This is a genomic window from Rhodococcus opacus B4 (assembly GCF_000010805.1).
In the GTDB taxonomy this organism is placed as follows: domain Bacteria; phylum Actinomycetota; class Actinomycetes; order Mycobacteriales; family Mycobacteriaceae; genus Rhodococcus_F; species Rhodococcus_F opacus_C.
Window position 1 is genome coordinate 712,350 of the sequence record NC_012522.1, and the last position, 24,190, is coordinate 736,539.

Sequence of the window (24,190 nt, forward strand, 5' to 3'; positions counted from 1 at the left end):
TAGAGATGATTCAGTTGTCAGGCGAGGGATTCGATCTTGGCCGCGAGTTCCGCCCCGCTCAGCGGCTCACGTGCCACCACGAGAATGGTGTCATCCCCCGCGATGGTTCCCACGACGTCAGGTAATGATGCCCGATCGAGTGCACTCGCCAGATAGTGCGCTGCCCCCGGGGGGGTTCTCAGCACCGCCATGTTGCCACTGGCATCGGTCGACACCAGTAGCTCCCCCAGCAACCGCGACAGCCGGTCGGTTCCGCCGGACACGCCGCGGACGGGATTTCCGTCCTCGGGCACCACGTACACCCCGGCGCCGCCGTCCGCGGCGCGGAGTTTCACGGCGCCGAGTTCTTCGAGGTCGCGCGACAGCGTCGCCTGGGTGGCGTCGATGCCTTCGGCCGCGAGCAGCGCCGCGAGTTCGGTCTGGCTGCGGACCGGGTTGTTCGACAGGATCGCGACGATCCGCGCCTGCCGGCCCGCCCGGGTCGGTGCCGTCGCCGCGTTCGCTGTGCGCTGCGGCGGTGCCGCACCTGTGCGCTGCGGCGGTGCCGCATTCACGGACGGTTCCCGGTTCGTTGCGCGAGCAGCCACACCAACAGTGCCTTCTGCGCGTGGAGGCGGTTCTCCGCCTCGTCCCAGACGACGCTCTGCGGTCCGTCGAGGACCTCGTCGGTGATCTCCTCGCCGCGGTGGGCGGGCAGGCAGTGCAGGACCACCGCATCTGCGGCCGCCTTCGCGAGCAGCGCCTCGTTGATCTGGAACGGGCGGAACGGCCCGACCCGGTCCAGTCCGTCGTTCTCCTGACCCATGGACGTCCAGGTGTCTGTGACGAGTGCGTCCGCTCCGACGACCGCGGCCTGCGGATCCTCGGTGAGGGTGATGGTCGCGCCGGTGTCGGCGGCCCGCGCGCGGGCTGCCTCGACCACCCAGGGCAGGGGTGCGAATCCCTCGGGGCTGGCGATGGTGACGTCGACGCCTGCCGTGACACCGCCCAGCATCAGCGAGTGCGCCATGTTGTTGGCGCCGTCGCCGAGGTAGGTGAGCTTCAGACCTTTCAGTGAGCCCTTCCGCTCCGCGAGGGTCTGGAGGTCGGCCAGAACCTGGCACGGGTGGAACTCGTCGGACAGCGCGTTGACGATCGGGACGTCGGCGCCCGACGCCATCGCCTCGAGCCGCTTCTGCCCGAACGTCCGCCACACCACGGCGTCGACGTACCGCGACAGAACGCGGCCGGTGTCCTGCAACGTTTCCTCGCGGCCGAGCTGGGTGCTGCGCCCGTCGACGACGATCGCGTGACCGCCGAGCTGCGCGATGCCCATCTCGAACGAGAACCGGGTGCGCGTCGAGTTCTTCTCGAAGATCACGCCGACTCCGCGGGGCCCCTCGAGCGGACGTTCGGCGAACGGGGCCTTCTTCAGCCTGGCAGCGAGCTCGAGGACCTCCGCCTGCTGTTCGGGGGTGAGGTCGTCGTCCCGGAGAAAGTGTTTCACCACAGTCGTCACTGCTTTCCCGGCTGAGCGGCCGATTGCGCGTTGTCGAGGATCGCAGGCAGCGCCGCGACGAAACCTTCGGCCTGTTCGTCCGTGAGGACGAGGGGCGGAGCGAGCCGGACGACGCCCGGCTGGGCGGCGTTGATCAGGTACCCGGCCTCGCGGGCGGAGTTCTCGACCGCGGGTGCCACGTCCTGGGTGAGGACGATGCCGAGCAACAGTCCGGCGCCGCGGACGTGGTCGATCAACGGGTGACCGAGACCTTCGATACCGGCCGACAGCGCCTTGCCGAGCGTGTCGGCGCGGGAGATCAGGTCGTCTTCGGCGATGGTCCGCAGCACGGCGAGCGCGGCGGACGCGCAGACGGGGTTCCCGCCGAAAGTCGTGCCGTGCTTGCCCGGCCCGAACAGGTCCGCGGCTGCGCCGGTGGCGACGCATGCGCCGATCGGCATCCCGCCACCGAGACCCTTCGCGAGAGTCATGACGTCGGGCACGATCCCGACCGCCTGGTGTGCGTAGAACCATCCGGTGCGGCCGATCCCGGTCTGCACTTCGTCGAGCACGAGCAGGGCGCCGCGATCGGCGGTGATCTGCCGCGCGCCTGCGAGGTATCCCTCGGGCGGCACGACGACCCCGCCTTCGCCCATCATCGGCTCCAGGAACACGGCTGCGGTGTCGGCGTCGACGGCGCGGTCGAGTGCGTCGAGGTCGCCGTACGGCACGTGCACGACACCCGGAGGCATCGGCTCGAACGGCGCACGCTTGGCGGCCTGCCCGGTGAGCGCGAGAGCGCCCATCGTCCGGCCGTGGAACGAGTTCTCCGCCGCGATGATCTTCGAGCGGCCGGTCGCCCGCGCGAGCTTGAACGCCGCCTCGTTGGCTTCCGTGCCGGAATTGCAGAAGAAGACCCGTCCGGGGGCACCCAGGTGGGAGAGCAGCTTCTCGGCCAGTTCGATGGCCGGTTCGCTGGCGTACAGGTTCGACACGTGACCGAGGGTCGACAACTGCGCCGTGACGGCCTCGATGAGCGCGGGATGTGCGTGCCCGAGGATGTTGACGGCGATGCCGGCGAGGAAGTCGACGTATTCCTTGCCGTCGGCATCGGTGAGCACCGCGCCCTGACCGCGTGTGAGAGCCACCCGGGGGACGCCGTACGTGTTCATCAGGGCGCCGGACCAGCGCTGCTGGAGTTCCGGGGTTCCGGTCATGGGGCAACTCCCTCGGTAGGTGAAGTCGGGGCGGGCGTGACCATCGTGCCGATGCCCTCGCCGGTGAACAGTTCGAGCAGAACGGAATGCGCGAGGCGGCCGTCGATGACGTGCGCGGTGGGTACCCCGCCGCGGACCGCGCGCAGGCAGGCCTCCATCTTGGGCACCATGCCGGCATCGAGACTCGGCAGCAGTTGCGCGAGCGCGTCGACGTCGATCTCGGTGGCCAGCGAATCGCGGTCCGGCCAGTTCGTGTACAGCCCTTCGACATCCGTGAGGACCACGAGCTTCTCGGCACCGATGGCCTCGGCGAGCGCCGCGGCGGCGGTGTCCGCGTTGATGTTGTGCACCACACCGTCCGAGTCGGGGGCGATGGTGGACACCACGGGAATTCGGCCCGCGCGGATGAGGTCGAGAACGGCCTCCGGGTTCACGGTCGTGACGTCGCCGACGAGTCCGATGTCCGTCGGCGTGCCCTCGACCATCACGGTGCGCTTGGTGGCGGTGAACAGGTGTGCATCCTCACCGGAGATCCCGACGGCGTACGGCCCGTGGGCGTTGATCAGCCCGACGAGTTCGCGGCCGACCTGACCGAACAGCACCATCCGGACGACGTCCATCACCTCGGGGGTGGTGACGCGGAATCCGCCCTTGAATTCACCTGTCATGCCGAGCTTTCCGAGCATGGCGTTGATCTGGGGACCGCCGCCGTGCACGACGACCGGCTGAATTCCGACGGTCCGCAGGAACGCCATGTCGGCAGCGAACGCCGTCTTCAGCGCGTCGTCGACCATGGCGTTGCCGCCGTACTTCACGACGACGACCTTGTCGCGGAACTGCTGCAGCCACGGCAGTGCCTCCGCCAGGACATGAGCCTTCTGGTGATCGGTGATGCCGGTGAGCGCTTCGCTGGCCGCTGTCATGACGAATACGCCGAGTTCTCTTCGACATACGCGTGCGAAAGGTCGGTGGTCCGGATGGTCACCGCGTGCTCGCCCAGACCCAGATCGATGTCGAGGGCGATGTCGACTTCGCTCAGGTCCACGTCCCGCGCGCCCGGGGCGCCGACGCCGTCGATGCAGACCGGGGCGCCGTTGAACGACACCGAGATCTTGTCGGGGTCGAGTTCGATCGGCGCGATGCCGATCGCGGCGAGGACCCGGCCCCAGTTGGGGTCGGAACCGAACAGCGCAGTCTTGACGAGGCTGTCACGCGCCACCGTCCGGGCCCCGATCAGCGCGTCGTGCTCGCTGACCGCGCCGCTGACGGTGACTCGCACCCGCTTGGTGACGCCCTCTGCGTCCGCCATCATCTGATCGGCCAGGTCGTCGCAGACGGCCGTCACGGCCGCGTTCAATTCTTCCTGGGTGGGGGTCACGTTGCTCGCACCGGACGCGAGCAGCAACACGGTGTCGTTGGTCGAGGTGGCGCCGTCGACGTCGAGCCGGTCGAACGTCACCCGGGTGGCCGCCCGCAGGGCCGCGTCGAGTTGCGACGCCGTCGCGACGGCGTCGGTGGTCACGACGCACAGCATCGTCGCCAGCGCCGGCGCCAGCATGCCGGCGCCCTTCGCCATCCCGCCCACGTTCCACTTGCCCGCGTGGTGCAGGGCCGCCTGCTTCGGCACCGTGTCGGTGGTCATGATCGCGTACGCCGCGTCGGTGCCACCCGAGATTCCGCCTGCGAGTTCGTGGACGGCCTCCGTGACGCCGGTCAGAACCTTGTCCATCGGCAGGCGGTCGCCGATCAGACCGGTGGAACACACCGCGACCTCGACGGCACCGGTCTCGGTGCCCCAGTTGCTCAGCGCCGACGCCACTTCCTCGGCCGTCTTGTGCGCGTCCTGGAATCCTCCCGCCCCTGTGCACGCGTTGGCACCACCCGAGTTGAGCACGACGGCGCGCAGTCTGCCCGTGGTCAGCACCTGCTGCGACCACAGCACCGGGGCTGCCTTCACCTTGTTCGCGGTGAAGACACCCGCCGCCGCGAGTTCCGGGCCCTCGTTGACGACGAGGGCCAGGTCGGCGTTGCCGCTCGCCTTGATTCCCGCCTTGATCCCGGACGCGCGGAAGCCCGCGGGCCCCGACACTCCCTGGCTGCGGACGAGGGTGCCGCCGGCGACTTCCCGGGCCGGGTGCGGATCGATCGTGCTGTCACTGCTCACGGGGCAACTCCCACTGTCGAGAGACCGGCGGTCTCGGGTAGTCCAAGCGCAAGATTCATCGATTGCACCGCTCCCCCGGCGGTGCCCTTCGCGAGGTTGTCGATCACCGCGACCACGACGATCTGGCCGGCGTCGGCGTCGACCGCCACGGCGATCTGGACGGCGTTCGATCCGACGACCGCCCCGGTCTGCGGCAGCACGCCCCGGGGCAGCACGTGCACGAACGGCTCGTCCGCGTAAGCCTTTTCGTAGATCGCGCGCACCTCGTCCTCGGTTGCCGTGGTGACCGCGGTGCAGGTGGCGAGGATGCCACGCGGCATCGGCGCGAGCACGGGCGTGAACGATACGGTGACGCGCTCGCCGGCGAGTTCGGAGAGGTTCTGGATGATCTCCGGCGTGTGGCGGTGCACGCCGCCGACGCCGTACGCGCGGACCGAACCCATCACCTCGGAGCCGAGCAGGTCGGCCTTGGGAGCGCGTCCCGCGCCGGAAGCGCCGGTGACCGCGACGATCGTCACCCGCGGTTCGACGACGCCCGCCGCGACCGCGGGGGCCATCGCCAGGCTCGACACCGTCGGGAAGCATCCCGGGACCGCGATGCGGGTGGCACCCGCCAATTTCTCGCGGGCGCCGGGGAGTTCCGGGAGACCGTACGGCCAGCTACCCGCGTGCGGACTCTTGTAGTACCGCTCCCAGTCCTCGGCGTTCGTCAGCCGGAAGTCGGCGCCGCAGTCGATGATGACCGTGGACTCGGGCAGGTCCTTCGCGTACTGCGCCGAATTGCCGTGCGGCAGACCGAGGAACACCACATCGTGACCGGAGAGTGTGTCGACGGTGGTGTCTTCCAGCACTCGGTCGGCGAGGGGAAGCAGGTGCGGATGGTGCGAGCCCAGAGTCGAACCGGCGTTGCCGCCGGCGGTGAGCGCGCCGATGACGAGCGAACCGTCCGCATACGACGGGTGCCCCAGCAGCAGACGCAGCACTTCGCCACCGGCGTATCCGCTCGCGCCGGCGACGGCAATCCTGATCGGTTTTCCCGCGTGCTCAGTCATACGATTGATTATGCATCATCATGCAAGCTAATACACACCGTGGTCTTCCGGCGGGACGGAAACCGCGGTCACTGCTTGCCGAGCGACCGCCGGATCTCGTCGAGCTTGGCCTTACCCGCCTTCTCCCGCTTCTCCCACGCCTCCTCGAGCGACTGCCCCGACGGGCTGTCGTGCGCGAGTTCCGAGGAGCCCGTCGCCGTCCCGAACCGTCCTTCGATCCGCTCACGCACGCGGTCGAACGTCGGGACACCCCCCGGGGTGTAGTCCGGCGCCGGCGCACCCGGTACGACGTGCGGCACGACCTCCGCGGTCACCGGATCCTCCGTCGGAATCGCCGCACCCACGTCCACGGCCGCGAGCAGCGCACCGAGACCCGGACGTCCGGCGGCCACCGCGCGTACCACCTGGAGGAACTCGGCGTCGGTCAACTGGCTCGCCGCCGCCACGACGTCGCGCACCTCGGTCATCACCGCTCCTCACCGTCCCGGGCCCTCCACCCAGGCTACGGGTCAGCTGCGCAGTTCGGCACCCACCGCTGCGGACGCCGCGGCGACCGCAGCGTCGCGGGCGGCGCTCGCCTCGTCCTCGGTCAGAGTGCGGTCGGCACCCCGGAATCGCAGCGCGAACGCCAGCGACTTCCGGCCCTCCCCGACCTGCTCGCCCTCGAACACGTCGAACAACCGGATGTCCTCGAGGAGTTCCCCGCCACCCGAGCGCAGGGCGGCCTGGACCTCGGCGGCGGGAACCGCGGTGTCGACGACGACCGCCACGTCCTGGAGGACCGCCGGGAAGGGCGACACCTTCGGCGCGGGCAGATTCTCCACCAGCGGCAGAGCACTCAAATCGATCTCCACGGCACTCGTCCGCGGGGGAAGTCCGGCGCGCTCGAGCACTGCGGGGTGCAACTCGCCCGCGTGCCCGACCACGACGCCGTCCACGAGAAGCTCCGCGCCCCGGCCCGGATGCCACGGCAGGTACTGAGCCGCGCGGAACTCGAACTCGACACCGGCCGCGGCGGCAACCGTCCGGGCCGCGGCGAACGCGTCGGTGGCGTCGGCAGCACGTCCCGCGCCCCACGGACCACTCGGCTCACGCTGTCCGGTGAGCACCACCGCCACGTGCACGGGCTGGTCCGGAAGCGACTGCAGCAGCGCCGTGATCTGCTCGTCGGTCGGACGCCGGTCCACCGGCAGCGCGGCGACCGGCTTCGTGTCCGCACCGGGCAGCACGACCTGCGCGATACCGAAGAGCGACAGGTCGCGCTGGCCGCGGGAGACGTTGCGGGCGAGGACCTCGAGCAGTCCCGGCAGCAGCGTGGTCGCCAGTTCGGGCCGATCCGATTCGAGCGGATTGAGTACCCGGCCGGTGTTCCGGCGCGGATCCTCCGGATCCAGCCCCCACGTGTCGAAGACGGCGGTGGGCAGGAAGACGGGGGGAAGGATCTCGACGTACCCCGAGAACGCCAGGGCGCGGCCGACGGCCCGCTTGCGGCGCTGCGTCGGCGTCAACCCCCGACCCGCGGGGGCCGCGGGCAGCACCGACGGGATCTTCTCGAGGCCCTCGAGACGGAGCACTTCCTCCACCAGGTCGGCCGGCTGCACCAGGTCGGGCCGCCACGACGGCGGGGCCGCGACGAGCTGACCGTGACCGCTGTCGCTGACCCCGACCTCGACGCTGCAGCCGATCTGCGTCAGGCGGCGCGCCGAGGTGCCGGTGGGGTAGTCGACGCCCGCCACCCGGTCGGGGAGGTCGATGTCCATGTGGATGGGCCGGTGCGGGGTGACCTCACCGATGTCGGTGAGCGCCGACTCGACCCGCCCGCCGGCGATGTCGACGAGCAGCGCGGCAGCCCGGTCCAGGGCCGCGACGGGGATCTCGGGATCGACGACGCGCTCGAAACGCTTGCCCGCCTCGCTCGACAACTTGTGCCTGCGCGCGGTCTTGAACACCGCGAGCGGATCCCACGTGGCCGCCTCGAGCAGGATGTCGGTGGTTCCGGGTCCGACCTCGGTGGACGCGCCGCCCATGATGCCTGCCAGCGACAGGACTCCCGAATCGTCGGCGATCACGACGTCCTCGGGGTCCAGGACGCGCTCGGTCTCGTCGAGAGTCGTCAGCTTCTCCCCCGCCACCGCGCGGCGCACGACGAGTTCGCCTCTGATCTTGGCGGCGTCGAACGCGTGCAGCGGCTGGCCGAGTTCGAGCAGAACGTAGTTGGTGACGTCGACGGCCGGCGAGATCGGGCGGACACCGGACAGCAGCAACCGCCGCTGCAGCCACCACGGACTGACCGCATTCGGATCGATACCGGTCACCCGGCGCGCGGCGAAACGCGTCGCCTTCGACTCGGGTTCGACGCGAATCGGCCACGCCTCCCCGTCCGCCGGAGACGGCGCCACCGCTGCGGGGTCGGCGAAGTCCAGGTCGAACCCGCAGGCCAGTTCGCGGGTGAGCCCGCGGACGGAGAAGCAGTAGCCGCGGTCCGGGGTGATGTTGAGTTCGATGACCGTGTCGTGCAGACCCATCAACTCGTTGGCGTCCGCGCCCGGAAGCGCGGTGCCCGGCTCGAGGACGAGGATGCCCGAATGGTCCTTGCCGATGCCCAGTTCGGCCACCGAGCAGATCATCCCGTCGGACACCTGCCCGTAGGTCTTGCGGGACGCGATGGCGAAACCACCGGGGAGGACCGCGCCCGGCAGCGCGACCACCACGAGGTCGCCCTCGGCGAAGTTCCGGGCGCCGCACACGATGCCCTGCGGCTCGGCCGCCCCCACATCCACCTTGCAGAAGCGGATCGGCTTCTTGAACTCGGTGAGCTCGGTGATCTCGAGAACCTTGCCGACCACGAGGGGGCCGTCAACGGGCTCGAGCCGGTCGACTTCCTCGACCTCGAGCCCGACCCGGACGAAACCTGCGTCGAGTTCCTCGGCGGTGACGTCCCAGTCCGGGGTGGCACGCTGCAGGATCTCGGTCAGCCAGGATTGCGCTACTCGCACGTCTGCTCAGCTCTCTCGTTCGTGAAAATGTCGTGACTGTGGTGGACGGGTTCCGGGTGACGCAGGGTCAGCCCTGGACACCGAAGGGCAGCGTGAAACGCACGTCGCCCTCGACGATGTCGCGCATGTCCGGGATCCCGTTCCGGAACTGGAGTGTGCGCTCGAGCCCCATCCCGAACGCGAACCCGGTGTACACGTCGGGGTCGATTCCGGAGGCGCGCAGCACATTCGGATTGACCATTCCGCAGCCGCCCCACTCGACCCAGCCCGCGCCGCCCTTCTTGTTCGGGAACCACACGTCCACCTCGGCGGACGGTTCCGTGAACGGGAAGTAGTTCGGACGCATGCGGGTGCGGGTCTCGGGACCGAACAGCGCGCGCGCGAACGCGTCGAGCGTGCCACGCAGGTGTGCCATGGTGAGGCCCTTGTCGACCGCGAGCCCCTCCACCTGGGAGAAGACGGGGGTGTGTGTCGCGTCGAGTTCGTCGGTGCGGAACGTCCGTCCGGGGCACACCACGTAGATCGGCACCTCGCGCGAGAGCATCGTGCGCACCTGCACCGGCGACGTGTGCGTGCGGAGCACCTGCCGCGAGCCCTCGGGCGCGATGTGGAACGTGTCCTGCATCGTCCGGGCGGGGTGATCGGGCAGGAAGTTCAGGGCATCGAAGTTGAAGTGCTCGGTCTCCACCTCCGGACCCTCGGCGACCTCCCAGCCCATGGCCACGAACACGTCCTCGACCTGCTCGGAAATGATGCTGATCGGGTGGCGGGCGCCCACCGGCTGACGCTGCGACGGCAGCGTCACGTCGATGGCCTCGGCCACGAGAACGGCGGCGTCACGCTCGGCGAGCAGCACGGCGCGGCGCTCGTCGAAAGCCGCGCTGATCCGGGTGCGGGCGACGTTCACACGCTTGCCCGCGTCGGCCTTCTCCTTGCCCGGTAGGGCTCCCAGTCCGCGGCGGGCGAGGGCGATCGGCGACTTGTCACCCATGTGCTCGACCTTGGCCTTCGCCAGATCGTCGAGATCCGCCACCGACGCGAACGCCTTCTCGGCGCTCTCCGCCGCCGCAGTCAGAGCGTCCTCGGTGAGCGCACTCGCATCGACCGCGCCGCCTTCGACCCCCGCGGAGGCAGCGCCCTCTTTTTTAGCCACGACCGGTGCCACTCCTTAAGTTCTTTCAGTCAACACTCTCGACGAAACCGAAACAGCTCGCCGTCAAATCCTATGCGATCCGATTTTCGCCGTTTCAGCTGTCGGTCCGCTTGCGGTTCTGGACCCGCGCGCTCGAATACAGGCAGATCGACGCCGCCGTCGCCAGGTTGAGACTCTCGGCTCGACCGTGGATGGGTATCCGCACCCGGTGGTCCGCTCGCGCCGCGGTGGCCGCGTCGAGGCCATGGGCTTCGTTCCCGAACAACCACGCCGTCGGGCGGGCCAGGAGTTCGTCGGCGTCGTCCAGATCGACTTCGCCGTCCGCCGCCGTGGCGAGCAACTGGATGCCCGCCGCGCTGATGGTGTCGAGGACGGCGGCCGTGTCCCGCTCACGCACCACCGGAAGGTGGAAGAGACTTCCTGCGGATGCGCGGACACACTTGCCGTTGTGTGGGTCGACACTGTCGCCCGCGAGAATCGCCGCGTCCGCGCCCACCGCGTCCGCGACCCGGATCACGGTGCCCGCGTTGCCCGGCTCCGCGACCGCGACCGGAACCGCCAGCAGGCGGGTTCCGGGACCCAGCGCCTCGGCCAGCGGAACGTCGAGGAGTTCGCACACCGCGACCAGACCCGGCGGGGTCACCGTGTCGCTGAGCGCACGGACCGCCCGGTCCGTCACCAGCGACGTGCGGACACCCGCGGCGTGCGCCCGCTCGATCAGCGCCGAGTACCGCTGCTCCGCGTCCGCGGTGTAGAAGAGGTCGTGCACCGGGTGGGTGGCAAGTGCCTCACCGACGGAGTTCTCGCCCTCCACCAGGAACCGTCCGACCTTGCGGCGTTCCGCGGTGCGCAGCAGCTTGACAGCAGAAACGACCCGCGGGGTTCGCTCGGTGAGCGGGTCCACGGGTCGTTTCCGGGGCGTCAGAGGCCGGGGTGCGAGACTCAGGCCGCTTCTCCGGCAGGAGCGTTCACGTCAGCCGGAAGGGCCGCCTTGGCGAGGGCCACGAGGCCGGCGAATGCCGCCGCGTCGGACACGGCCAGCTCGGCGAGGTTCTTGCGGTCGACCTCGATCTCGGCCAGACGCAGACCCTGGATCAGGCGGTTGTACGTGATGTCGTTCGCCCGTGCAGCGGCGTTGATACGCGTGATCCACAGCTTGCGGAAGTCGCCCTTGCGCGCACGGCGGTCACGGTAGGCGTAGGTCAGCGAGTGGAGCTGCTGTTCCTTGGCCTTGCGGTACAGGCGCGAGCGCTGTCCGCGGTAGCCGCTGGAGGCTTCGAGAATCGAACGACGCTTCTTCTGGGCGTTTACCGCCCTCTTTACGCGTGCCACTGAAAAATCCTGTCAATCTTGGGGCAGTGAGCTGCCCCGGGTGGTCAGTAAAAGGGGAGTCGACTCAGATGTCGAGCAGGCGCTTGATGCGAGGAGTGTCAGCCTTGCTGACGACAGCCACGCCATCGAGGCGACGGGTCACCTTGGTGGCCTTGTGCTCGAGCAGGTGGCGGCGACCGGCCTTCTGGCGCAGGATCTTTCCGCTGCCGGACACCTTGAATCGCTTCGCGGTGCCGCTGTGGGTCTTCGACTTGGGCATGGAGTCCTCAGTTCTCTGTATCCGGACCGTGATCCGGGTCGTGCTGGTGTAGTCGGACTAGCTGGTCGGCGCTTCGCCGGGCGTACTGCCGCCCGCCTGCTCCGCAGGTGTCGCCGGAGCCTGTGCCGGTGCCGGTGTCGCCCGCTGCGCCGGCGGCGCGGCGGCGCTTTCCTGCGCCTTGACACGGGTCTTCGCGCCCTTGTGCGGAGCGAGCACCATCGTCATGTTTCGACCGTCCTGCTTGGCGGACGTCTCCACGAACCCGAGATCCGCGACGTCCGCACCGAGACGCTGCAGCAGCCGGAACCCGAGCTCCGGACGCGACTGCTCACGTCCGCGGAACATGATCGTGACCTTGACCTTGGATCCGGCCTCGAGGAAGCGCACGACGTTGCGCTTCTTGGTCTCGTAGTCGTGATCGTCGATCTTGGGGCGGAGCTTCTGCTCCTTGATGACCGTGAGCTGCTGGTTCTTGCGCGACTCACGAGCCTTCTGCGCGGCCTCGTACTTGAACTTGCCGTAGTCCATGATCTTGCAGACCGGCGGGCGAGCGTCGGGGGCCACCTCGACCAGGTCGAGATCGGCCTCGAGGGCCAAGCGGAGTGCATCTTCAACACGCACGATGCCAACCTGTTCACCTCCGGGTCCGACGAGGCGGACCTCGGGAACTCGGATGCGATCGTTGATGCGGGTCTCAGTGCTGATGGGGCCTCCTAGGTTGAACGGTCTTGTCTCGAGACCGCCAGCAGCCCGTACGCCCGGATTCCCAACAAAAAAGCCCCGCTGCGGTGAATGACTCTCACCATGCGGGGCCCGATGTCGACCGATCAGACGAACTCACGGCTCACGCCGATCCCTCGTCTCCTCACACTCGAGGAACTCGAACCGAGAACTCTCGGACCGAGCGACCGGACCACTGAGCTGCAGTTTTACCTGCCGCGCAGAGGTGGGAGTCGGACTCCACTTGCTGCCCCCGACAAATCCGAAGGCGGTCGTTGCACCAAGGGTAACATTTGCGCACGTCGGGAGCTAATCGATACCGGGACGTTGCGTCCCACCGCCACCTGGCCGCCATGTTCCCGGCCACTGGTGGAATCCTCTAGGGCATGACGGACAACATCGATGACATCCCGAACGACGGCACCGTGAGCGGCGGTGACCAGAATACCGATGTCCGGGAACTGGCCGACGTGCCCTCGGTCGAGGTCATCAGCCGCGCCGCGGTCATGCTCATGAGTTCGGCAGCCGAGAAACTCGGCCTGTCCGACGCCGACCCCGACTCCAGCCCCCACCGCGACCTCGACGAGGCCCGACGGGTCATCACGGCACTCGCCGGCCTGGTGACCGCGTCCATCGAATACCTCGGACCGCACGCCGGGCCGATCCGCGAAGGCCTGCAGGCGTTGCAGCGCGCGTTCCGCGAAGCGTCTTCGCACCCGGACGAGCCCGGCAAGGGCCCGGGTGAGAAGTACACCGGACCGGTGTACTGAGAGACCGCGGGCACCGAGGCAGCGGGGTACTGAGATGGCGGGGTACTGAGATGGCGGGCCGTAACAAGACCGAGCAGACGCAGGCAGATGTCGACGAGTTCCTCGCAGCGGTCACCGACCCGGTGAAGCGCGCCGACAGCGCACGGCTGGTGGAACTGCTCACCGCCGCGACGGGAGAGCCGGCCGCGATGTGGGGAACGAGCATCGTCGGATTCGGCACCCGCCACTACCGGTATGCCAGCGGCCACGAGGGCGACACCGCCCTGATCGGATTCTCGCCGCGCGCGGCGGCGCTCACGCTGTACCTCTCTCTCGACTTCACCGAGCACGAGACCGAACTCGCGGCCCTCGGCAAGCACAAGGTCGGCAAGGGCTGCCTCTACGTCAAGAAACTCGCCGACGTCGACGAGTCGGTTCTCGTCTCGCTGATGGACCGATCCGTGGCGGCCGCCCGCGCGCTCTGATCGTCCCTCACCGGTCGAACACGGTCCGCGCGTCGGCGGGCGGTTCGCCGAAGAGGTCCGGGTCGCGCGGGACGAACGACCGGCCGGTGAGGGTGGCGTCGGAGACCCGGTCCAACCGGAACCAGCGCACACCCGCCCGGCTCAGGCACCACGCGACCAGGAACCACGACCCCCGCGTGTGCGCGAGAAGGTGCGGTTCGACGACCCGCTCGGTACGGCCGCCGTCCCGGTCGACGTACCGCAGGGACACCATCAGTTCGCGCTGCAAGCCGTCTTCGACGACGCGGCGGATGCGGGGCTCCGCACGTGCGCCGTGGGAGTCCCGCCGGATCCACACCTTCGCACCGAGTTGCTCCACCCGCTCCCTCGACTCCGCGTCCATCACGTCGAGGAGCTTCGCGAGCGCGGCCCGGCCGTCCGTCGCGAACGGCGCGTCGCGGAAGGCCGTGAGGGCGAGCGCCACCGAGACCGCCTGAGCGGGAGTGAAATTCACCGGCGGCAGCGTGCCGTTCCCGATGATCCCGTATCCCCCACCCGGTCCGGCAGTGGCCCGGATCGCGGCGCCCGACGCCTGCAGTACGGCGATGTCCCGCTTGATCGTGCGGGGCGTTACCTCGAACTGCGCCGCCAACTGCTCCGCGGTCCGGCCGCGGTCACCCGCGCGGCGCAGTTCTTCCGTCAGGGCGTGGAGGCGGGCTGGACGGTCCATGAGGGCAGTCTGCCGAACGTCCGCGGCAAAGTCCCGATTCTCGCCGGGCCGATTCCGTTATGCGACCGTGACGAATACGGTGACACGCTGATGTCACCGTTGCGGGTTCACTCTTGTCTCATGACTCGGACAAGCGAAGCACACGGCAGCACAGGCACTCACATCATTCTGGTCCCCGGATTCTGGCTCGGCGCATGGGCCTGGGAGGCAGTGGAATCCGACCTGATCGGGCAGGGCCATCACGTCACCGCGGTGACGTTGCCCGGACTCGACGCCACCGGCAGCGACCGCGCCGGCGTCCGTCTGGACCACCACGTCACCGCGATCACGGAGGCCATCGCGAACACACCGTCGTCGGAGCGGGTGGTGCTCGTCGCGCACAGCGGCGCGGGGCCGGTGGCGTACGCGGCGAGCGATCGTCTGCCCGGCCGACTCGCCCGCATCGTGTACGTCGACTCGGGACCACTGCAGAGCGGCACCGCACTGCGCGACGATCTCGACCCGGCGGTCGTCGAGATTCCGCTGCCGTCCTGGTCCGAACTCGAAGCCGAGGGCAGCAGTCTCGCCGGCCTCGACGACGCCGCGCTCGAGACGTTCCGCAACCGGGCGGTTCCCATGCCCGCCGGACCTGCGAGGGACACGACCGAACTCACCGACAGCAGGCGGCTGGACGTGCCGACCACGGTGATCTGCACGAGTTTTCCGTCGGAGGTCATCCAGCAGATGGCCGCGGCGGGCCATCCGATGGCGGCCGAACTCGCGCAGATCGCGAAGGTCGACTACGTCGATCTGCCGACGGGCCACTGGCCGATGTGGTCGCGGCCCGCAGACCTCGCGACCGCGATCGACGCGGCCGCGAGGGACTGACCGGATTCAGCTGACGGCTGCGGCCTTCTTCGGCGCGCGCTTACGCGGTGTCGCCGCGGTGGCCGCGGCAGTCTTCTTCGCCGACGCGGACTTCCGCGTCGGCGAGGACTTGGCTGCCTTCGGCTTCGCCGCAACAGGCGCCGGCACCGCCAGGACGTTCTCGAGGAACCGTCCCGTGTAACTCTCCGGAACCTGCGCCACATCCTCCGGGGTGCCTTGCGCGACGACGGTTCCGCCGCCGGACCCACCCTCAGGCCCCATGTCGACCACCCAGTCGGACGTCTTGATCACGTCGAGGTTGTGCTCGATCACGATCACCGTGTTGCCCTTGTCGACCAGGCCGTTGACGACCCCCAGCAGCTTGCGGATGTCCTCGAAGTGCAGACCCGTCGTGGGCTCGTCGAGGATGTACACCGTGCGGCCCGTCGAGCGTTTCTGCAGTTCGGCGGCGAGCTTCACGCGTTGCGCCTCACCACCGGACAGCGTGGGCGCGGGCTGACCGAGCCGCACATACCCGAGACCGACCTCGACCAGAGTCTTGAGGTAGCGGTGGATCGAGGTGATGGGCTCGAAGAATTCCGCGGCCTCCTCGATCGGCATGTCCAGGACCTCGGCGATGGTCTTGCCCTTGTAGTGGACCTCGAGCGTCTCGCGGTTGTATCGGGCACCGTGGCAGACCTCGCACGGCACGTACACGTCGGGGAGGAAGTTCATCTCGATCTTCAGCGTGCCGTCGCCGGAGCAGGCCTCGCAGCGACCACCCTTGACGTTGAACGAGAACCGGCCCGGCTGGTACCCGCGCACCTTCGACTCGGTGGTGGCGGCGAACAGGGTGCGGATCTTGTCGAACACCCCGGTGTAGGTGGCCGCGTTGGACCGCGGGGTGCGGCCGATGGGTGACTGGTCGACCTGCACGAGCTTGTCCAGCTGGTCGAGCCCGTTGATGCGGGTGTGCCGGCCCGGCACCTGACGGGCGCCGTTGAGCTTGTTCGCCATCACCGTCGCGAGGATGTCGTTGACGAGCGTCGACTTGCCGGACCCGGACACGCCGGTGACCGACGTGAGCACGCCCAGCGGGAAGCTGACGTCGATGCCGCCGAGGTTGTGTTCGCGCGCGCCGACGACCGTGACCTGGCGCTTGCGATCCACCGGACGGCGGATGGCGGGAATCTCGATGTGACTGCGTCCCGACAGATAGGCGCCGGTGAGGGATTCCTCGCAGTCGAGCAGTTCCTGGTACGGCCCACTGTGGACGACCTTGCCGCCGTGCTCGCCGGCGAGCGGCCCGATGTCGACCACCCAGTCGGACGTGCGGATGGTGTCTTCGTCGTGCTCGACCACGATGAGCGTGTTCCCGAGGTCGCGCAGGCGCGTCAGGGTCTCGATGAGACGCCGGTTGTCGCGCTGGTGCAGACCGATCGACGGCTCGTCGAGCACGTACAGGACGCCCACCAGACCCGAGCCGATCTGGGTGGCGAGACGGATGCGCTGCGCCTCACCACCGGACAGGGTGCCTGCGGCGCGGGCGAGGGAGAGGTACTCGAGGCCGACGTCGAGGAGGAAGCCGAGTCGGGCCTGGACCTCTTTGAGCACCTGACCGGCGATGGCCTCCTCGCGGCTGCCCAGCGTGAGGCTGTTCAGGAAGTCGGCGCAATCGGAGATCGACAGTTCACAGACCTCGGCGATCGATTTCATCCCGAACTTCTCGTTCGCGATCGTGACCGACAGGATCTCGGGGCGCAGGCGCGCACCACCGCACGCGGGACACGGGGTGTCCCGCATGTAGCCGTCGTAGCGTTCCTTCATCTGGTCGGACTCGGTCTGCTCGAGCCGGCGGTGCAGGAACGGCATGACGCCCTCGAACTCGGCGTAGTAGGAACGGGTACGCCCGTACCGGTTTTTGTAGCGGACGTGGACCTGCTCCTCGCTGCCCTCGAGGATCGCCCGGCGCGCCTTCGCCGGAAGCTTGTTCCACGGCGTCTTCATGTCGAAGCCGAGAATGTCGCCGAGACCGGACAGCAGGCGGCCGAAGTATTCGGAACTCTGCCCCATCGACCACGGCGCGATGGCCCCGTCCCCGAGTGACAGCTCGGGGTCGGGGACGACGAGGTCCGGGTCGACCTCCTTGCGGATGCCGAGGCCGGTGCACTCGGGGCAGGCGCCGTACGGGGAGTTGAACGAGAACGACCGGGGTTCGAGGTCGTCGATGGACAGTGCGTGGCCGTTGGGGCACGCCAGCTTCTCCGAGAACCGTCGTTCCCGGTCGGCGGCGTTCTCCTCGCGGTCGACGAAGTCGAGGACGACGATGCCCTCTGCCAGTCGCAGCGCCGTCTCGACGGAATCGGTGAGCCGCTGCTTGGAACCGGCCTTGACGGTGAGACGGTCGACGACCACCTCGATGTCGTGCTTCTCCTGCTTCTTGAGCTTGGGCGGCTCGGACAGCGGATACACCACGCCGTCGACCCGCACACGCGAGTAACCCTGCATGTTGAGCTGGTCGAACAGGTCGACGAATTCACCCTTGCGGGTGCGCACGACGGGAGCGAGCACCTGGAAGCGGGTGCCTTCCTCCATCTCGAGAACCTGGTCGACGATCTGCTGCGGCGTCTGCCGCGCGATCTGCTCCCCGCACACCGGGCAGTGTGCGGTGCCGGCGCGCGCGTACAGCAGACGCAGGTAGTCGTAGACCTCCGTGATGGTGCCGACCGTCGACCGCGGGTTCCGGTTGGTCGACTTCTGGTCGATGGACACCGCGGGCGACAGACCTTCGATGAAGTCGACGTCGGGCTTGTCCATCTGACCGAGGAACTGTCGCGCGTACGCCGACAGCGACTCGACGTAGCGTCGCTGGCCCTCGGCGAAGATCGTGTCGAATGCCAGACTCGACTTGCCCGAGCCCGACAGTCCGGTGAACACGATCAGGCTGTCCCGGGGCAGATCGAGATCGACCCCTCGCAGATTGTGCTCACGGGCACCCCGCACGATAAGGCGATCCGCCACTCCAAGTCCCTTCATTGTTCGACAGCCGAGGACGCACGTGGACGCTCAGCCCTCCGGCCGTGCCATGGTAAGCCGGGGCACCGACACGTTCTGCGCGACGGATGGCCGCCCTGCCACTCACCTGCCTGTATTCGACGGTAGCCTCCCCATCATGACCGAGCAGCCCATGGTGATAGAAGACTCGTACACCGGCCACGTCTCCCCTGGTTCGGCGCCGCAGCGCCGCACGGTTCCGGGAGCCACGATCACGAAGATGTCCGTCGGCCCCATGGACAACAACGTGTACCTGGTCGTCTGTTCCGCAACCGGAAAATCCGTACTCATCGACGCCGCCAACGAGGCGGACCGCGTCAACCAACTGATCGGTGAACACGCACCGTCCCTCGACCTGATCGTCACCACACATCAGCACGGCGACCACTGGCTGGCGCTCGAGGACGTCGCGGCGGCCACCCGCGTGGACACGGCCGCCCATCCACTCGACGCCGACGCACTGCCCGTCCGGCCCGACCGCCTCCTCGACGACGGCGACACCGTCACCGTCGGCGAGGTCACCCTCGACGTGATCCACCTCGCCGGCCACACCCCCGGCTCCGTCGCGCTCGCGCTCACCGAGGCAGGCGGCGGCCGCACCCACCTCTTCACCGGCGACTCCCTCTTCCCCGGCGGCGTCGGCAAGACCGCCGACGCGGACAAGTTCGCATCACTGCTCACCGACGTCGAAACGAAGCTCTTCGACCGCTACGGCGACGACACCGTGGTCTACCCAGGCCACGGTGACGACACCACCCTCGGCGCCGAACGCCCCCACCTCGGGGAGTGGCGCGAACGCGGCTGGTGACGGCATCCGACGCCGATCGCGCACGGAACGGTCCGCGATTGGCGATCGGTCTCCCTGGGTACTGGTGAATGGGCAGACCGTCGGCGCGGCAACACCGCGTACGCCGACGACTGCCCAGAACTCTCGTTAGTGTGAGACGGGAGAACTCGAGATTGGGAGGCCAGGAATGCTCGTCCGTCGTATCGCTCGCCCACTGCTGTCCGCGATCTTCATCAGCGGAGGGATCGATGCACTTCGAAATCCGGCGCAGAAAGCACAGGCCGCCGCACCACTGATCGACAAGTCCACCGAGGCGCTTCCCGGGTCCGTCACGCAGAAGATCCCGTCCGACCCGGAGACGTTGATCAAGATCAACGCCGCCGTGCAGATCGGCGGCGGCGTACTTCTCGCCACCGGTAAGGCACCGCGCCTCGCGTCGCTCGCGCTCGCAGGCAGCCTCGTGCCCACTACCGTTGTGGGGCACGACTTCTGGAATGAGACCGACCCCGCGAAGAAGGCGGCGCAGCGCACTCAGTTCCTCAAGAACGTCAGCCTGCTCGGCGGACTGCTCATCGCCGCCGTCGACACCGAGGGCAAGCCGTCGCTGGGCTGGCGTGGACGCCGCGCCGCCCGGCACGCACAGGAGACCGTGGCCGCCGCCCTGCCCCTCGGCTCCGGTCACGATCACCACGGCCCCGAGATCGCAGAGGCCCTGGCCGCGGCGTCCGAGCGGGCCCGCATCCTGTCCGGGGAGGCCGCCGAGCGCGGGACCGGCCTCCTCGAGGTCGCGAAAGACCGTGGCACCGAACTCGCGAAGGTCGCGGCGGACCGCGGCGCCGAATGGGCGGAGGTCGCGAAGGAGCACGGCGCCGAATGGGCGGAGGTCGCGAAAGAACACGGCGCCGAATGGGCGGACGTCGCCCGCGAACGCGGCGCGGAACTCGTCGAGGCGGCGAAGGAGCACGGCCCGGAACTGGCCGAGGTCGCCCGCGAGAAGGGCGGGGAATGGGCAGGCACCGCAGCAGAACGCGGTGAGGTGCTCGGTAAGCGGGCCCGCAAGCAGGCGGAAACCGCGCTCGAGAAGGCGCGGGCGAAGCGGGACGAACTGTCCCACTGACCCGGCTCCCGCCGGATATTCGATCTGATCGGCCCCGGAGAACGCCGCTGACCTGCGATGTCAGCGACGCCCCTCCGGGGCCGACTAGACTGTCCAGGCACTTTTGCAGCCGATCCGGTTGCAGCCGAACCAGTCAAGGAGACCTCTTGCCCGACGAGGACACGTCACGCGACGAGCGCGAGCTCGAGCAGCAGTACGTGACGATGCTCTACACCCGACTGGACGGCCTTCGCCAGTACGCGGCGAACCGGCTGAGCCGTGTACTGCTCGAAACCGGCGGCACCCCGCAGGCGCGGAGCGAGCGCGAGTCCTTCAACCAGCTCTACACCGAGGACCTCGCCAAGTACGACGCCGCCGAGAACGGACTGTGCTTCGGCCGGATCGACCTCGACGGCGAGCACCGCTACGTCGGCCGGCTCGGCATCCTCGACGAGGAGAACGACTACGAGACGATGCTCCTCGATTGGCGTGCGCCCCTTGCCCGCCCGTTCTATCTCGCCACCCCCGCCGCCCCCGACGGCGTCACCCGCCGGCGGCACATCCGTACGCGGAGCCGCCGGGTGACCGCCGTCAACGACGAATACCTGGACCTGGCGGCCGCGGAGGCCGCGGGCACGGTCACCGGTTCGGACGGCGTCGCGGGTGAGAGCGCGCTGCTCTCCGCGTTGAACGCGGCCCGCACCGGTCAGATGAACGACATCGTCGAGACGATCCAGGGCGAGCAGGACGCCATCATCCGGTCGGAGCACAAGAGCGTGCTCGTGGTGCAGGGCGGTCCCGGAACCGGGAAGACCGCGGTCGCCCTGCACCGCGCCGCCTACCTGCTGTACACGTATCGCCAGCAGCTTGCGAAGGCCGGCGTCCTCATCATCGGCCCCAACGCCACGTTCCTCGACTACATCGGCCAGGTGCTGCCGTCGCTCGGCGAGACCGGTGTGCTGCTCTCCACCATCGGTGACCTCTACCCCGGCGTCCGGGCCACCGTCGAGGACAGCCTCGACGCAGGCGAGATCAAGGGCTCGCTCGACATGCTGGACGTTCTCAAGAAGGCGGTCCGGGACCGGCAGGAAGTGCCGTCGCGGCCCGTCGAGCTCACGTTCGACACCTACCGGATCACCCTCGACCGCAAGGTCGTCACCCGCGCTCGCGGCCGGGCGAGGTCGTCCAGGCGCCCGCACAACCTGGCCCGTCCGATCTTCGTCTCCTCGGTCATCGAGGCGCTCGCGCAGCAACTCGCGGACACCCTCGGCGCCAACGTCGTCGACGGCGGGAACCTGCTGAGCCGGGACGACATCGCCGACATGCGCGACGAGATGCGTGAGGACCCGGCGATCATGACGGCGATCAGCGCGCTGTGGCCGGAATTGTCGCCGCAGCAGGTCCTCGCCGATCTGTACGCCTCACCGAAGCGGCTTGCCGATTCCGCCCCGAATCTGACCGAAGCGCAACGTGACTCGCTGCGCCGCCCCGGAATGCGCGGCTTCAGCGCCGCCGACGCCCCACTCCTCGACGAACTGGCCGAACTCCTCGGCGTCGACGACGCCGCCGAACGGGAGCGCGCCCGTCGCCAGTGGCGGGCACAGATCGCGGACGCCCAGGGCGCCCTGGACATCCTGACCGGTTCGGCACCGCAGGACCTCGAGGACGAACTGGACCCGGAAATCCTGATGGCCTACGACCTGATCGACGCCAGCCAGCTCGCCGAACGCCACGACGTCGGGCAGCACCAGACCACCGCGGAACGCGCCGCCGGCGACCGAACGTGGACCTACGGTCACGTGATCGTCGACGAGGCGCAGGAACTCTCCGAGATGGCCTGGCGAATGCTGATGCGGCGCATACCGAATCGCTGGATGACGCTGGTCGGCGACACCGCGCAGACCGGCGACCCGGCGGGAACGTCGTCGTGGCAGCGGATCCTCGAACCGTATGTCGCCAACCGGTGGAAGCTGACGGAACTGACCGTCAACTACCGCACACCGGCGGAGATCATGACGTCGGCCCGGCAGGTTCTCGCCGAGATCGATCCGGAGCAGACCGTGCCGCGGTCGGTGCGCGAATCCGGCTTCGCGCCGTGGGCCCTGCAGGTGTCGGAGGCCGAACTGGCAGACACCGTGCGCACCTGCGTGTCCCGGGAAACCGGACCGGGCACCACCGTCGTGATCGGCGGCCACGATCTCGTCGCGGCACTCGCCGACCTGCGGTCGGACACCGTCAGCGTCCTCACGGTGCGAGACGTCAAGGGATTGGAATTCGACTCGGTGCTCATCGCCGAGCCCCAGGACGTTCTCGACGAATCGCCGCGGGGAATGAACGACCTCTACGTCGCCCTGACCCGTGCGACGCAACGCCTCGGTGTGGTGCACACGAAGACGTTGCCCGCAGTGCTGTCCGAACTCGGCCCGGCAGAGGTCGGGATCCTGTCCTGACCCGATGACGCAGTTCGCCTCGGCGGCATCGAGATACCCCTGCGCCACCTGTTCGGTGGTGAGGCCGGAATCCGACGTCGCCGAGGCGAATTACTGCTGATCGGTCCGGGGTCAGCGCACCGTGTGAACGATGAGGACGTCGGACGTGGACTTGCGCGCAGCATCGGACGGAACGGAGCCCAGGAGCCGCCCAGTGAGGGTGTTGAGTCCACGGTTGCCGATCACGAGGAGACCGGCCTCGACCTCGTCGACCAGGTTCAGCAGCGACTCGACGGGGGCGCCGACGACAGCGCGTTCGACGACCTCCTTGGCGCCGGCGGCGTGGGCACGCTCCTTCGCGGTGCGCAGGATCTCATACGTCGGCGCCGAACCGGTGATCTGGTAGGCCTCGTCACCGAGCGCGTCGGCCGCCGATCCGACGTCCTTGGGATCGGCCGGGTAGTACGCGCAGGCGATGATCAGCTTGGCACCGGCGTCCCCCGCGATGGCGGCAGCCTTCTCGACGGCCAGAAACGACGACTCGGAGCCATCGGTTCCGACGACAACGGTCCGGTAGGCGCTCATTCATTCCTCCATGTCTGCGGTGGTCGATCGGCCGGGGTCCGGACACACGTATGCCTGGACCCAGCAGCCACTGCGCTGACCCTAGCCGCCTCGATGCCCTCATAGGTGCATTTGCAACACATGCCACAGGGGATATCCCCAGTGCATGACGGATCACATTTTCCGTGGGCCCGGGCTGTGATCGGTGTCAGCGGGACACGGGGACTTTGGGACCGAAGACGCCGGCCGGGAACACGCCCGCCGCGACGACCGCGTCGCGCCACGGGGTCGCGAGTTCGACGAGCCGGGCCGCACCGTCCTCCCCCAGTGCCGCCCACGGCGCCAGCGCGAGATCGTCGGTGAGATCCTCGACCAGTTCCCGCAGTTCCTTGCCTTCGGCGGTGAGTTCACCCCGGGCGTCCAGGATCTCCCGGTCGCGCAGACTGTCGCATGCGGAGTCCCACTGATCCTGCGTCCAGGCGCGGCGGGTGATCGCGAACTTCTTCTGGAACCCGTACCCGGTCGCGGTGTGGGTGATCAGCGATTCGAGTCCGCTGAGGCCCGCCGTCTGCAGGGCGGCGATGTGACCGTCGCCGCGGTACTCCCGCAGCACGGTGAGGGCGTGCCAGAACGCGAGGTGCGGTGAGTCCGGCCACTCCACTTCCGTGTAGCCCGCGCAGAGCGGCCTGCCTTCGACACCGGGAATCCCCCGCGCCGCGATCGACGCCAGTTCGGCCGCCTCGGCCATCTCCGGCGACGTCGTCACCGATTCACCGAGCAGTCGCACGTACGCCTCGCCGACCGCGCGGTACCGGGCCTCGACGATCGCCGCGGGCGTGGCCAGGCCCCAGGCACGCGGAATGATCGACGCGACTGCGGCGGGACTGAAGTTGAAGAACGTTGCCGTGACAACGCCCGCGCCGACCGCACCCATCGGCGCGGAACGTCCGGCGAAGTAGCTCATCCGGCCCGGTTCGAGCCCCGCCTCGACCAGCCGATCCTCGACCTCGGGAACGAAGTAGCTGAGCGAATGAAGCAATTCCAGGGACCGGGCGGTGCGACCTGCGTTGTGTGCATCCATATGTGCGACCGTACTGCCTC

At 68.8% G+C, this 24,190-nt stretch carries 23 protein-coding genes; 6 read left to right on the forward strand and 17 right to left on the reverse strand.

Annotation, left to right across the window (positions count from 1 at the left end; genetic code table 11):
- Window positions 1-17: 17 nt before the first annotated feature.
- From ROP_RS03280 to infC, 13 genes are all read right to left on the reverse strand, one after another.
- Window positions 18-554, reverse strand: a complete 537-nt coding sequence (locus ROP_RS03280; RefSeq protein ID WP_012687931.1) for an arginine repressor — start codon at window positions 552-554, stop codon at window positions 18-20.
- Window positions 551-1,498 carry an ornithine carbamoyltransferase gene (argF, locus tag ROP_RS03285; protein WP_012687932.1) on the reverse strand — a complete coding sequence of 316 codons (948 nt, stop codon included), beginning with the start codon at window positions 1,496-1,498 and terminating at the stop codon, window positions 551-553. Before argF ends, ROP_RS03280 begins: the two co-directional genes overlap by 4 nt.
- A complete protein-coding gene (locus tag ROP_RS03290) occupies window positions 1,495-2,694 on the reverse strand; it encodes an acetylornithine transaminase (protein ID WP_012687933.1) in 1,200 nt (399 codons plus the stop codon). The genes argF and ROP_RS03290 overlap by 4 nt, the downstream gene beginning before the upstream one ends.
- Window positions 2,691-3,617 (reverse strand): acetylglutamate kinase, encoded by a 927-nt coding sequence (gene argB, locus ROP_RS03295; protein WP_012687934.1) that lies wholly within the window; start codon window positions 3,615-3,617, stop codon window positions 2,691-2,693. The genes ROP_RS03290 and argB overlap by 4 nt, the downstream gene beginning before the upstream one ends.
- Complete coding sequence (gene argJ / locus ROP_RS03300) at window positions 3,614-4,858, reverse strand: bifunctional glutamate N-acetyltransferase/amino-acid acetyltransferase ArgJ (RefSeq protein WP_012687935.1); 1,245 nt, start codon at window positions 4,856-4,858, stop codon at window positions 3,614-3,616. Before argJ ends, argB begins: the two co-directional genes overlap by 4 nt.
- Window positions 4,855-5,910, reverse strand: a complete 1,056-nt coding sequence (argC, locus tag ROP_RS03305; RefSeq protein ID WP_012687936.1) for an N-acetyl-gamma-glutamyl-phosphate reductase — start codon at window positions 5,908-5,910, stop codon at window positions 4,855-4,857. The genes argJ and argC overlap by 4 nt, the downstream gene beginning before the upstream one ends.
- 68 nt (window positions 5,911-5,978) lie before the next feature.
- Window positions 5,979-6,377 (reverse strand): hypothetical protein, encoded by a 399-nt coding sequence (locus ROP_RS03310; protein WP_012687937.1) that lies wholly within the window; start codon window positions 6,375-6,377, stop codon window positions 5,979-5,981.
- Between the two features lie 42 nt (window positions 6,378-6,419).
- Entirely contained in the window at window positions 6,420-8,906 is a 2,487-nt protein-coding gene (gene pheT, locus ROP_RS03315) for a phenylalanine--tRNA ligase subunit beta (RefSeq protein WP_012687938.1), read from the reverse strand.
- Between the two features lie 67 nt (window positions 8,907-8,973).
- Window positions 8,974-10,059 carry a phenylalanine--tRNA ligase subunit alpha gene (gene pheS / locus ROP_RS03320; protein ID WP_012687939.1) on the reverse strand — a complete coding sequence of 362 codons (1,086 nt, stop codon included), beginning with the start codon at window positions 10,057-10,059 and terminating at the stop codon, window positions 8,974-8,976.
- A gap of 94 nt (window positions 10,060-10,153) precedes the next feature.
- Entirely contained in the window at window positions 10,154-10,963 is an 810-nt protein-coding gene (locus ROP_RS03325) for a TrmH family RNA methyltransferase (protein WP_012687940.1), read from the reverse strand.
- Between the two features lie 38 nt (window positions 10,964-11,001).
- Window positions 11,002-11,391: a 50S ribosomal protein L20 gene (gene rplT, locus ROP_RS03330; protein ID WP_005247385.1), complete on the reverse strand. Its 390-nt coding sequence runs from the start codon at window positions 11,389-11,391 to the stop codon at window positions 11,002-11,004.
- A 64-nt stretch (window positions 11,392-11,455) separates the two neighbouring features.
- Window positions 11,456-11,650: a 50S ribosomal protein L35 gene (gene rpmI, locus ROP_RS03335; protein ID WP_005247390.1), complete on the reverse strand. Its 195-nt coding sequence runs from the start codon at window positions 11,648-11,650 to the stop codon at window positions 11,456-11,458.
- Window positions 11,651-11,707: 57 nt separating this feature from the next.
- Complete coding sequence (infC, locus tag ROP_RS03340) at window positions 11,708-12,355, reverse strand: translation initiation factor IF-3 (RefSeq protein WP_012687941.1); 648 nt, start codon at window positions 12,353-12,355, stop codon at window positions 11,708-11,710.
- 401 nt (window positions 12,356-12,756) lie between these two features.
- Here infC and ROP_RS03345 point away from each other — a divergent pair, with 401 nt between their 5' ends.
- The gene (locus ROP_RS03345; RefSeq protein WP_012687942.1) at window positions 12,757-13,140 is read left to right on the forward strand and encodes a DUF1844 domain-containing protein; all 384 of its coding nucleotides are present in this window, start codon (window positions 12,757-12,759) and stop codon (window positions 13,138-13,140) included.
- 50 nt (window positions 13,141-13,190) lie between these two features.
- Complete coding sequence (locus ROP_RS03350; RefSeq protein WP_012687943.1) at window positions 13,191-13,604, forward strand: DUF1801 domain-containing protein; 414 nt, start codon at window positions 13,191-13,193, stop codon at window positions 13,602-13,604.
- 7 nt (window positions 13,605-13,611) lie between these two features.
- On the opposite strand, the gene ROP_RS03355 is transcribed toward ROP_RS03350, so the two are convergent.
- Window positions 13,612-14,313: a helix-turn-helix transcriptional regulator gene (locus ROP_RS03355; protein WP_012687944.1), complete on the reverse strand. Its 702-nt coding sequence runs from the start codon at window positions 14,311-14,313 to the stop codon at window positions 13,612-13,614.
- 120 nt (window positions 14,314-14,433) lie between these two features.
- On the opposite strand from ROP_RS03355, the gene ROP_RS03360 reads away from it, so the two are divergent.
- Window positions 14,434-15,180, forward strand: a complete 747-nt coding sequence (locus ROP_RS03360) for an alpha/beta fold hydrolase (RefSeq protein WP_012687945.1) — start codon at window positions 14,434-14,436, stop codon at window positions 15,178-15,180.
- 6 nt (window positions 15,181-15,186) lie between these two features.
- Here ROP_RS03360 and uvrA read toward each other — a convergent pair whose 3' ends face one another.
- The gene (gene uvrA / locus ROP_RS03365; RefSeq protein WP_012687946.1) at window positions 15,187-18,180 is read right to left on the reverse strand and encodes an excinuclease ABC subunit UvrA; all 2,994 of its coding nucleotides are present in this window, start codon (window positions 18,178-18,180) and stop codon (window positions 15,187-15,189) included.
- A gap of 151 nt (window positions 18,181-18,331) precedes the next feature.
- On the opposite strand from uvrA, the gene ROP_RS03370 reads away from it, so the two are divergent.
- The 3 genes from ROP_RS03370 to ROP_RS03380 all read left to right on the forward strand — a co-directional run bounded on the left by ROP_RS03370 (window position 18,332) and on the right by ROP_RS03380 (window position 22,546).
- Complete coding sequence (locus ROP_RS03370) at window positions 18,332-19,021, forward strand: MBL fold metallo-hydrolase (RefSeq protein ID WP_043824159.1); 690 nt, start codon at window positions 18,332-18,334, stop codon at window positions 19,019-19,021.
- Window positions 19,022-19,187: 166 nt separating this feature from the next.
- Window positions 19,188-20,117 (forward strand): DoxX family protein, encoded by a 930-nt coding sequence (locus ROP_RS03375; protein WP_012687948.1) that lies wholly within the window; start codon window positions 19,188-19,190, stop codon window positions 20,115-20,117.
- Between the two features lie 146 nt (window positions 20,118-20,263).
- Complete coding sequence (locus tag ROP_RS03380) at window positions 20,264-22,546, forward strand: HelD family protein (protein WP_012687949.1); 2,283 nt, start codon at window positions 20,264-20,266, stop codon at window positions 22,544-22,546.
- Between the two features lie 111 nt (window positions 22,547-22,657).
- Here the strand turns inward: ROP_RS03380 and ROP_RS03385 are convergent, their stop codons facing one another.
- Window positions 22,658-23,110, reverse strand: coding sequence for a universal stress protein (locus ROP_RS03385; protein WP_012687950.1), 453 nt, complete (start codon window positions 23,108-23,110; stop codon window positions 22,658-22,660).
- Between the two features lie 187 nt (window positions 23,111-23,297).
- Window positions 23,298-24,170, reverse strand: coding sequence for an SCO6745 family protein (locus ROP_RS03390; RefSeq protein ID WP_012687951.1), 873 nt, complete (start codon window positions 24,168-24,170; stop codon window positions 23,298-23,300).
- Window positions 24,171-24,190 lie beyond the last annotated feature (20 nt).